The 10241-nt window shown below is 68.5% G+C and carries 6 protein-coding genes; all 6 read right to left on the bottom strand.

The features are described from left to right. Nucleotides 1–167 precede the first annotated feature (167 nt). The 6 genes from ACIQ67_RS17380 to ACIQ67_RS17355 all read right to left on the bottom strand — a co-directional run bounded on the left by ACIQ67_RS17380 (nt 168) and on the right by ACIQ67_RS17355 (nt 10030). Nucleotides 168–509: a hypothetical protein gene (locus tag ACIQ67_RS17380; RefSeq protein WP_397535636.1), complete on the bottom strand. Its 342-nt coding sequence runs from the start codon at nt 507–509 to the stop codon at nt 168–170. Between the two features lie 226 nt (nt 510–735). Next, the gene (malQ, locus tag ACIQ67_RS17375) at nt 736–2250 is read right to left on the bottom strand and encodes a 4-alpha-glucanotransferase (RefSeq protein ID WP_397535635.1); all 1515 of its coding nucleotides are present in this window, start codon (nt 2248–2250) and stop codon (nt 736–738) included. A gap of 7 nt (nt 2251–2257) precedes the next feature. Beyond that, a complete protein-coding gene (glgX, locus tag ACIQ67_RS17370) occupies nt 2258–4411 on the bottom strand; it encodes a glycogen debranching protein GlgX (protein WP_397535634.1) in 2154 nt (717 codons plus the stop codon). Then, the gene (locus ACIQ67_RS17365) at nt 4408–5367 is read right to left on the bottom strand and encodes an alpha/beta hydrolase (RefSeq protein ID WP_397535633.1); all 960 of its coding nucleotides are present in this window, start codon (nt 5365–5367) and stop codon (nt 4408–4410) included. Before ACIQ67_RS17365 ends, glgX begins: the two co-directional genes overlap by 4 nt. Next, nucleotides 5367–7541 (bottom strand): 1,4-alpha-glucan branching protein GlgB, encoded by a 2175-nt coding sequence (gene glgB, locus ACIQ67_RS17360; protein WP_397535632.1) that lies wholly within the window; start codon nt 7539–7541, stop codon nt 5367–5369. The genes ACIQ67_RS17365 and glgB overlap by 1 nt, the downstream gene beginning before the upstream one ends. Nucleotides 7542–7561: 20 nt before the next feature. Further along, on the bottom strand, nt 7562–10030 hold the full coding sequence (locus tag ACIQ67_RS17355) for a glycogen/starch/alpha-glucan phosphorylase (RefSeq protein ID WP_397535637.1): 2469 nt from the start codon (nt 10028–10030) through the stop codon (nt 7562–7564). Between the last annotated feature and the right edge of the window lie 211 nt (nt 10031–10241).

The raw sequence follows: 10241 nt of genomic DNA, 5'->3' as shown, positions 1-10241 counted from the left end.
AGCGCCTGCAGTGTCTTGTGATCCAGCATCCCGTCCTCCTGCCTTTGCCGTTGTCGGCATCAGCATAAGGATCGGCCCCAGCCTTCCCCGGAATTCTTCGAAGAACCAAAAAAAAGACCGGCAGAACTTTCGTTCTGCCGGCCCTTCGATGGAGCTGCTTCAGGGCTTCACTGGCCTTGCTTCAGCACGCCCTTCTTGTAGTTGAAGACATGCTCCTCGACAGCAGGCTTGCCCGCAGCTGTCGGGTTGGCGGCCATCACGCGAGCCGGGTCCAGACGCGCCAGATAGGCGCTGTACTGCCCTTCGCTGCAAGCCAGGCTCTGGCCGGGAATGGCTTCACCGCGCAGCTTGCCCTGGTGGTAGACGAAGACATACTCGTTGGCTGAAGCCGGCTTCACGTCCACCGCGTGCTTGCTGGCACATTCGGCACGCAACGCCGCATCACCGCTGGCCAGAGCGAGGGAAGGCATGGCAGCTGCCAGCAGGGTGATCAGAGCGAATTTGGTCATCAGGGCTCTCCTAAGAGGGGGTCGGTGCAGACAATGAAACAGTGCGCACAGCTTAAGCCCGAATGCGCCGCCGACAAAGCCAGATGGACCCCAATTCCCCCGCAAACGCGGGGCCGCCCGGCTGTGAACAAGATCACGGCCCTAAGCCTGATGGAGCGACCGCATCCAGGACAAGTGGCCCGCCGGGATCAGCTGGGTCTGGAGGGTCGTCACAGCGCTCGGTCGATCAGGCGGGCAGCTGCAGCAACTCGATCGGCGCCCGCCCGCTGGCTGCGCTGATCAAGCCCAGCACGCGCGCCGGCTCGTGGCCGGCCATGTCCCAGTTGAAGCGCCAGCCCCAGTTGCCGCCCAGCACGCCGGGCACGTTCATGCGGTGGCTGCTCGGCAGGCCCAGCACGTCCTGCAGCGGGAACACCACGGTATTGGCCACCGAGTTGCAGCAGGCGCGGATCATGGCCCAGTGCACATCCTGGGCGCCGCAGGCCAGATAGCTGCCGGCGAAGGCGCGCTCGCGCGGGCTGGCGTTGTCCCACCAGCCGCGCACCGTGTCGTTGTCATGCGTCCCGGTGTAGGCCACGCTTTCGCGCGGCCACATCTGCGGCAGGAACTCATGCGTGCCATCGCCGCCGAAGCCGAACTGCAGGATCTTCATGCCGGGGAAGCCGCAGCCGTCCCTCAGCTGGTGCACATCCTCGGTGATGAAGCCCAGGTCCTCGGCCACGATGGGCAGCTGGCCCAGCGCCTCCGCAATCGCATCGAACAGGGCCTGGCCGGGGCCGGTGACCCAACGGCCGCGCTTGGCATCCGGGCTGTCGCCAGGTATCTCGTAATAGCCCGCAAAGCCGCGGAAGTGATCGATGCGGAACATGTCGGCCTGCACCAGTGCACGCCGCACGCGCGCCGTCCACCAGCCATAGTCCTCGGCTGCCATGCGGTCCCAGCGGTAGAGCGGATTGCCCCAGCGCTGGCCCTCGGCCGACAGCGCGTCAGGCGGCACGCCAGCCACCACCGTGGTCTGGAACTGTTCGTCCAGGAAGTAGAGATCAGGCCGCGACCAGCAGTCGGCGCTGTCATGCGCCACGAAGATCGGCAGATCGCCCATGATCGCCACCTCCTTGCCGTTGGCGTAGGCCTTGAGCGCCCGGGCCTGCACGTCGAAGCACCACTGCACAAAGCGCCAGAAATCGATCTCGGCCGCGTACTGCACGCGCGCCGCTGCCAGCGCCGCCGGCTCGCGGCGCGCCAGTGCGGGCTGCCATGTCCACCAGGGCTGGCCGCCGAGCGGCGCGCGGATGGCCATGAACAGCGCATAGTCCTCCAGCCAGTCGCGTTCGGCCGCGCACCAGGCGGCGAACTCGACCCGGTCGGCCGCCGCGGCGCCGGCGAAGAAGCCTTGCGCCGCGGCGCGCAGCTGCTGCTCGCGCCAAGGCGTGACTCGCCCATAGTCCACGTGCAGGACATCGAAGTCGGGCAGCACCGGCGCGGCCAGCCAGCCCTTGGCCGTCAGCGGCTCCAGCGCAACCATCCAGGGGCTGCCGGCAAAGGCCGAGACGCCCTGGTAGGGGCTGTCGCCCGGGCCAATCGGTGTAGTCGGCAGCAGCTGCCAGATGCGCTGGCCGGCGCTGGCCAGCCAGTCGACGAAGCGGTAGGCCTCGGGGCCGAAGTCGCCCATGCCATGCGGGCCGGGCAGCGAGGTGATGTGCAGCAGCACACCGGCGGAGCGTTGTTTCAGCAGGTCCATGGCGTCGTCAGTGTCGCGGATTCAAGGATGAAGCGCGCAGCAGCAGCAGGCTGCGCGCGGGAACGTCGAAGGGCAGGCCCGGGGTCAGGTCTTGCGCGGGCACGGCCAGCGTGCCGCTGCTGTCGAGCAAAACAGTCCAGGCCGGCGCGTCGCCCAGGCAGAAGGCCTGCGCCTGCGGCTCGGGGTTGAAGAGCAGCGCCAGCTGCGGCGCCGCGGCGTCGCCGGCCAGGCGCAGCAGGCAGGCAAAGGCGCGCTGGCCGGCGTCGTGCCAGTCGTGCAGCTGCATCTCGTGGCCGTCGGGCCGCAGCCAATGGATACTGGCATCGCCCGCACTCCCCTGCCCGGGCGGCACGAACCAGCGCGCATGGCGCAGCAGAGGCTCAGCACGGCGCAGCTGCAGCAGGCGGCCGACAAAGGCGCTGAGCGACTCGCGCTGCGGCTGCGACCAGTCCAGCCAGCCGATCGGGCTGTCCTGGCAGTAGGCGTTGTTGTTTCCGCCCTGGCTGTTGGCGAGCTCGTCGCCGGCATTCAACATCGGCGTGCCCTGCGCCAGCAGCAGCGTGGCCAGCATCGCACGGCGCACGCGCTCGCGCGCCTGGCTCACCGCGGCATCATCGCTCGCCCCCTCGACACCGAAGTTCGCGCTGAGCTCGCCGTCGCGGCCGTCTCGGTTGTCCTCGCCGTTCGCCTCGTTGTGCTTGTGCGCGTAGCTGAGAAGATCGTTCAACGTGTAGCCGTCGTGCACCGCTATGAAATTGACCGAGGCGCACGGCGGCCGCTGGCCATGGTGGAACATGTCGCTGGAGGCGCTGAAACGCCGCGCGAACTCCCCGCGGCCCACACGCGCCGCGCTGCCCAGCTGATCGGCCAGCCAGTAGCCACGCACCGCGTCGCGGAACTTGTCGTTCCACTCCAGGAAGCGGCCCGGGAATCGCCCGAGCTGGTAGCCGTGGTCGCCTGCGTCCCAGGGTTCGGCAATCAGGTGCACGCTGTTCAGCACCGGGTCCTGGCGCAAGGCGGTGAAGAAGGACGCCTGCGGGTCATAGCCGTGGCGGGTGCGGCCCAGCACCGGCGCGAGGTCGAAGCGGAAGCCATCGACCCCCATCTCTTCCACCCAGTAGCGCAGCGAGTCCAGCACCAGCTGCGTCACGCGCGGGTGGCGCACGTTGAGCGTGTTGCCGCAGGCGCTGAGGTTCTCCAGTCGCGCCGGGTCGTCCTCGGCCAGGCGGTAGTAGCTCGCCTGATCGAGGCCGCGCAGGCTCAGCGTCGGGCCGTACTGGTTGCCTTCGGGCGTGTGGTTGTAGACGACATCCAGCACCACCTCCAGCCCGGCCTCATGCAAGGCCTGCACCATGCCGCGGAACTCAGCCGTCACCGCGGCCGGGTCGCTGCGCAGCGCCGCGCTCGCCAGACGTGGATCGGGACAGAAGAAGCCCAGCGTGTTGTAGCCCCAGTAGTTGCGCAGGCCGGTTTCGGCCAGATGCGGCTCGTCGATCGCGTAGTGCACCGGCAGCAGCGACACCGTGGTGACGCCCAGCGCCTTGAAATGCGCGATGGCCGCCGGATGCGCTAGCGCCGCATAACTGCCGCGCAGCGCCTCGGGGATGCCGGGGTGCTGCATCGAGAAGCCCTTCACATTCACCTCGTACAGCACCACATCCGGCAGCGCATGACGCGGTGCGCTGGCGCGCGGCCCCGGCCGGGCCAGCGGCTCGGCGACCCTGGCCTTGAGCGCATGCAGCGCGTTGTCGCACTCGTCCAGCGCCTGCGGGCCATCGGGATGACCGAGCGGGTAGCCATGGTGCTCGGCCCGCCAGGCAAAGCGGCCGACGATCTCGCGGGCATAGGGATCGAGCAGCAGCTTGTGCGCGTTGAAGCGATGCCCCTCGTGCGGTGCATGCGGCCCGTGCGCGCGCAGGCCGTAGACCAGGCCGGCACCTGCGCCCGGCAGAAAGCCGCAAAAGACGCCATCCACCGGCCCCTGCAGCGCATAGCGGCGCAGCTCGCGCTGGCCGGCCGCGTCGAAGACGCAGAGCTCAATGCGCGTGGCGTGTTCGGAGAACACTGCGAAGTTGACGCCGCCATCGCGCGCCTGCGCGCCCAGCGGCTCGTGGCGGCCGGGCACGAGGCTGTCAGCCAGGTGAGCGTTCGGCGCGCTCATGCGGCAGCCCCGAGCAGGAACCGCAGCGGCAGGTCCAGGCGTTTGTGCCAGGCGCGCTCGTTGTGGCCCTCGCCTTCGAAACGCTGGCTGACGAAACGCGGCTCGACAAAACCCTTGCGCGCCAGCAGCGCATCGACCTGCGATTGCGCCGGCTCGTACAGCGCATCCAGCTCGGTGCTGCCGCGGTCCGTGTACAGACGCACCCGATCAGGCGCGGGCAGGTGGCCATCCAGCCAGGCCAGCGCGGCGGCAGGCAGCTCGGTGTTGCGTTCGCGGGTGCCGATCCAGTGAGTGCTCAGCGCCGCCGCGCCGCCAAAGACCTCGGGATGGCGACACAGCGCATAGAGACTGATCAGACCGCCCATGCTGGAGCCCATCACGAAGGTGGCATCGCGCGCCGGCTCGGTGGCGTACTGCGCGTCGATCGCCGGCTTGAGCTCCTCCACCAGAAAGCGCAGATAGTCATCGGCGCGCGGACGTCCGGCCAGGGCTTCGCGCACGAAACGCTCACGCAGTTTCTCGGGCTGCAGATGCGCCAGAAAGCCCTGCGGGTAGTACTCGGCATGGCGCAGCGGCCCGTTGTTCCAGACGCCCACCACGATGAAATCACGCAACGTGCCAGCCGCCAGAAGCGGCGCCGCCACCTGGTCCACGGCCCAGGCCTGGCGGTTCCAGGTGCTGCTGGCATCGAACAGCATCTGGCCGTCATGCATGTACAGCACCGCATGCGGGCGCTGTCCGTCATAGCCCGGCGGCAGCCAGACCTCGACATGTCGGGCGTCGACCCAGCGCGAGGCCAGCTGCGGCCAGCGCTCGACCCGGCCGAAGCGCGGCTGCTGCGCCGAGGCTTCGATACGGGGGTTGGGGCTCTGCGCTTCGGCCAGACCGGTCAAGCCGCCCAGCCCGAGCGCTAGCGCATCGCGGCGGCTGAGCCGGGAGCAGGAGGAAGGCGTCATCATGATTCGGCAGGGATGAGAAAGACCGTGGCCAGCGGCGGCAGCGTCAGCGTAAGCTGGCCAGCGATGACGGGCAGCGCGAGATCCAGATTACCCAGATTGCTGCCGCCGTAATGCGCCGAATCGCTGTTCAAGACCTCGCGCCAGGCGCTCGCGCCAGCCGGCGCCGGCAGGCGGTAGCCGAGTCGCGGCACCGGTGTGAAATTGCAGACGACGATGACGCAAGCGCCCTGCCCGTCGTGGCGCGCCCAGGCCAGAACGGACTGCTCGCGATCCTCGGCCTGCAGCCACTGAAAGCCGGCCGGCTCGCAATCCAGCCGGTGCAGCGCGGGCTGGCTGCGATAGAGGTGGTTCAAGTCACGCAGCAGGCGCTGCACGCCGGCGTGGCGGGGATCATCCAGCAGCGCCCAGGGCAATTCGGCGTCGTGGTTCCACTCGCCGGGCTGCGCGAACTCCTGGCCCATGAAGAGCAGCTTCTTGCCCGGGTGCCCCCACATGAAGCCGTAGTAGGCGCGCAGATTGGCATAACGCTGCCATTGCGCAGGATCATTCGGATCGCCCGGCATCTTGCCCAGCAGCGAGCCCTTGCCATGCACCACCTCGTCGTGCGAGAGCGGCAGCACGAAGTTTTCGCTGAAGGCGTAGACCAGGCCGAAGCTTAGCTTGTCGTGGTGCCAGCGGCGGTGGATCGGGTCCTCGCGCATATAGGCCAGCGTGTCGTTCATCCAGCCCATATTCCACTTGTAGTGGAAGCCCAGGCCACCGGCATCGACCGGAGCCGACACCTGCGGAAAGGCGGTCGATTCCTCGGCCACGCTGATCGCGCCCGGCTGCTCGGCGCCCAGGCGCTCGTTGAGCTGTCTGAGCAGGGCAATGGCCTCAAAGTTCTCGCGCCCGCCCTGCGCATTGGGCAGCCACTCGCCCGCCGGGCGCGAGTAGTCGCGGTACAGCATCGAGGCCACCGCGTCCACGCGCAGGCCGTCCGCGCCCCAGCGCTCGCCCCAAAACAGCGCGCTGCCCACCAGGAACTGGCGCACCTGCGGCCGGCCGAAGTCGTAGATCAACGTGTTCCAGTCGCGGTGCAGGCCCTCGCGCGGATCGGCGTATTCGTACAGCGCGGTGCCGTCGAACTGCGCCAGCCCATGCGCATCCATCGGGAAATGCGCCGGCACCCAGTCCAGCAGCAGGCCCAGGCCGGCGGCATGGCAGGCGGCCACGAAGCGCGCAAAGCCTTCGGGCGGTCCGAAGCGCGCCGATGGGGCGTATAGGCCCAGGCACTGGTAGCCCCAGGAGCCGTCGAAGGGGTGTTCGCTGATCGGCAGCAGTTCGATATGGGTGAAGCCCAAGTCGGCGGCATAGGCCGGCAGGCTGGCAGCCAGCTCATCCCAGCTTGGGAAGCGGCCGTCCGGCCGGCGCCACGAGGACGCATGCACCTCGTAGATGGCGATCGGCGCATCGCGCCGGTTGGCCGCGGCGCGCGCGGCCGGCAAGGTCTGCAGCGGCGGCAGCGCAGCCACCAGGCTGGCCGTATCGGGGCGCAGCTCGGCGGCAAAGGCAAAGGGATCGGCCTTCAGCGGCAGCAGGCGGCCGTCAGGCCCAAGCAGTTCGTACTTGTAGCGGTCGCCGGCGGCCACATGCGGAATGAAGAGTTCCCACACCCCGGCCTCGGCGTGCCGGCGCATCACATGGCGCCGGCCGTCCCAGTTGTTGAAGCTGCCGACCACGCTGACCCGCTGCGCATGCGGTGCCCAGACGGCAAAGCGCACGCCGGCCACATCGCCGATCTGCAACAGATGGGCGCCCAGCACGGTGTAGGGGCGCGGATGCTTGCCGCGCGCCAGCAGCTGCAGGTCGGCGTCCGCCAGCAGCGGGCCGAAGGCGTAGGCATCGGCATAGCGCTCTTCCAGCCCGTCGTCCCAGCGCACCTGCAGGCGGTAGTCGAAGCGCTTGCGGCGGCGCGGCAGCGGCGCCTCGAACAAGCCGCCGGCGCGGTGCGGCAGGCTGGCCACCAGACGGCCGCTGGCGGCCTCGAGCAGCATCACGCCGGCTGCACTGGGAAGCAGTGCGCGCATCCACAGCCGGCCGTCATCCGCATCGAGATGCAGGCCCAGCACGGCGAACGGATCGCCGTGGCGGGCCTCCAGCAGGGCGTGGGTCTGGGCGTCGTCCAGCATGGCTGCAGGGTCAGGTCTTGTCAGCCGAGGCCGCCACCACTCAGGCCGGCATCGCCGAGGCTCTTGGCGGACCAGACGCGCTCGGCGTATTCCGCCACCGTGCGGTCGGCCGAGAACCAGCCCATGCCGGCCACGTTGGCGACCGCGCGCTGTCCCCAGGCGGCCGGATCGCGGTAGAGCGCGTCGACCTGCTGCTGCGCCTCGACATAGGCGCCAAAATCCGCCATCAGCAGATAGGGGTCGCTGCCCAGCAGCTTGTCCACCAGGCTGCGGTAGCGGCCAGCATCGCCGCCGCTGAAGTCGCCATGGGCGATCGCGTCCAGCACCGCCTGCAGCTGCCGATTGCCCTCAACATACAAGCGCGGGTCATAGCCCAGCGACTTGATGCGGGCCACCTCCTCGGTGCGCAGGCCGAAGACGAACATGTTCTGCTCGCCCATGGCCTGGGCCATCTCGATATTGGCGCCGTCCCAGGTGCCAATGGTCAGCGCGCCATTGAGGGCGAACTTCATATTGCCGGTGCCCGAGGCCTCGGTGCCGGCGGTGGAGATCTGCTCCGACAGATCAGCCGCCGGGATGATGGTCTCGGCCAGGCTGACGCCGTAATTCGGAAGGAAGACGAGCTTGAGCTTGTCGCCCACACGCGGATCGCTGTTGACCACGCGGCCCACATCGTGCGCCAGCTGGATGATGCTCTTGGCCATCGCATAGGCCGAGGCGGCCTTGCCGGCCAGGATCACGGTGCGCGGCACCCAGTCGGCACCCGGGTCGGCGACGATGGCCTGGTAGCGCGCGATCACATGCAGGATGTTGAGCAGCTGGCGCTTGTATTCATGGATGCGCTTGATCTGCACATCGAACAGGCTGTCGGTGTTGACCACCAGACCCAGCTCACGGCGGATCAGCGCGGCCAGCCGCTGCTTGTTGGCTTGTTTGACCGCCATGAACTCGGCGGCCAGCATCGCATCGCCGGCCAGGGGCTTGAGCTGCGCGAGCTGCGACAGGTCCTGGCGCCAGCCCTGACCGATGCGCGCATCCAGCACGCTGCCCAGGGCCGGATTGCCCTGCTGCAGCCAGCGCCGCGGCGTGACGCCGTTGGTGACGTTGTGGAAGCGCTCCGGGAAAAGCTGCGCATAGTCGGCAAAGATGGTCTGCACCATCAGCTCGGAATGCAGCGCCGCCACGCCATTGACGCGGTGCGAAGCCACCACGGCCAGCGCGGCCATGCGCACGCGGCGCTCGCCGCCATGGGTGCCGCCCTCGTCGATCAGCGACACGCGCGCCAGCAGCGCATCGTCGCCCGGGCAGCGCGCGCGCACCTGCTGCAGGAAGCGGTGGTTGATCTCATAGATGATTTCCAGGTGGCGCGGCAGCAAAGCCTCGAACAAGCGCACCGGCCATGCTTCCAGCGCCTCGGGCATCAGCGTGTGATTGGTGTAGGACACCGCTTGGCGCGTGATCGCCCAGGCGGCCTCCCAAGCCAGGCCATGCTCGTCCAGCAGCAGGCGCATCAGCTCGGCCGGCGCCAGCGCCGGATGGGTGTCATTGAGATGCACCGCGTTGGCACGGCCCAGCGTGTCCAGCGTGCCGCCTTCTCGCAGATGGCGCGCCATCATGTCCTGCAGCGAGGCGCTGACCAGGAAGGCTTCCTGCTTCAAGCGCAGCTCGCGGCCGGCTTCGGTGCTGTCGTCCGGATAGAGCACCCAGTTCAGCGCGTCGGCGGCCACGCGGTGCGACGCCGCGCCGGCATAGTCGCCGCGGCTGAAGGCAGCGAAATCGATCGGCGCCGCAGCGCTGGCCTGCCACTGGCGCAGGGTCGAAACGCGCTCGCTGTGATGCGCCGGAACGATGAAATCCCAGGCCTGCGCCACCAATTGCTCGGCAGGCAGCCAGCGCCGCGCGCCACCTGCCTCCACCACGACGCGTCCGCCAAATCCCACCGTGTAGCGCGCCTCCGGGCGCAGCACTTCCCAGGGGTTACCCAGGGCCATCCAGTCATCCGGCGCCTCGACCTGACGCCCGGCCTGTATGCCTTGGGCAAACATGCCGTACTGGTAGCGCAGGCCGTAGCCGAAGGACGGCAGGCCCAGCTCGGCGAAGGCGTCGAGGAAACAGGCCGCCAGCCGGCCCAGGCCGCCATTGCCCAGCGCCGCGTCGTTCTCGCGCTCCAGCACATCAGGCAAGGACTGACCCTGGGCGGCAAAGCTGGCCCGCAATTGCGGGTCAAGACCCAGCGCGGCCACCGCATTGCCGAGCGCGCGCCCCATCAGGAATTCCATCGACAGGTAGTGCACGCGGCGCACCGGAGCCTGGGCACCACGCACCGCATCGGCGGCCTGCGTGGCGGCCCAACGCTCATCCAGAACGGTGCGGCAGGCCAGTGCGGCGGCGCGCAGCAGCGCGTCACGGCTAAGCGGCCGGTCCGCCTGGCTCAGTTCGCGCTGCAGCGCTTGTTCGAAAGCGGTTTCCATCGGCTGACTGGACTTCATGGCAACACTCTTGAAACGGGCCTTGAGGGCATGGAGGGCGTTGGCGGTCATGGCGGACTCGTCAAAGGGCTGCGTCAGCCCGGGTCACAAACACCGCAACAGCGGCAGCGAGGCCTGAAGTATCTCTCACTCGCAACAAAAGCTGTAGTTAGACTACATATGGTTATCCCGCAAATCATCGCAAGCCATTGATTTTCAATGATTCAATCCG

Source organism: Roseateles sp., assembly GCF_044373315.1.
In the GTDB taxonomy this organism is placed as follows: domain Bacteria; phylum Pseudomonadota; class Gammaproteobacteria; order Burkholderiales; family Burkholderiaceae_C; genus JACDQM01.
The sequence above is the reverse complement of the archived record's forward strand: the minus strand, read 5'-3'. Positions and strand labels throughout refer to the sequence as shown.

Excerpts from the sequence above, each read along its gene's own strand:
- glgX (WP_397535634.1), bottom strand. The coding sequence starts at position 4,411 with ATGAGCGCGCCGAACGCTCACCTGGCTGACAGCCTCGTGCCCGGCCGC.
- ACIQ67_RS17365 (WP_397535633.1), bottom strand. The coding sequence starts at position 5,367 with ATGACGCCTTCCTCCTGCTCCCGGCTCAGCCGCCGCGATGCGCTAGCG.
- malQ (WP_397535635.1), bottom strand. The coding sequence starts at position 2,250 with ATGGACCTGCTGAAACAACGCTCCGCCGGTGTGCTGCTGCACATCACC.
- ACIQ67_RS17380 (WP_397535636.1), bottom strand. The coding sequence starts at position 509 with ATGACCAAATTCGCTCTGATCACCCTGCTGGCAGCTGCCATGCCTTCC.
- ACIQ67_RS17355 (WP_397535637.1), bottom strand. The coding sequence starts at position 10,030 with ATGAAGTCCAGTCAGCCGATGGAAACCGCTTTCGAACAAGCGCTGCAG.
- glgB (WP_397535632.1), bottom strand. The coding sequence starts at position 7,541 with ATGCTGGACGACGCCCAGACCCACGCCCTGCTGGAGGCCCGCCACGGC.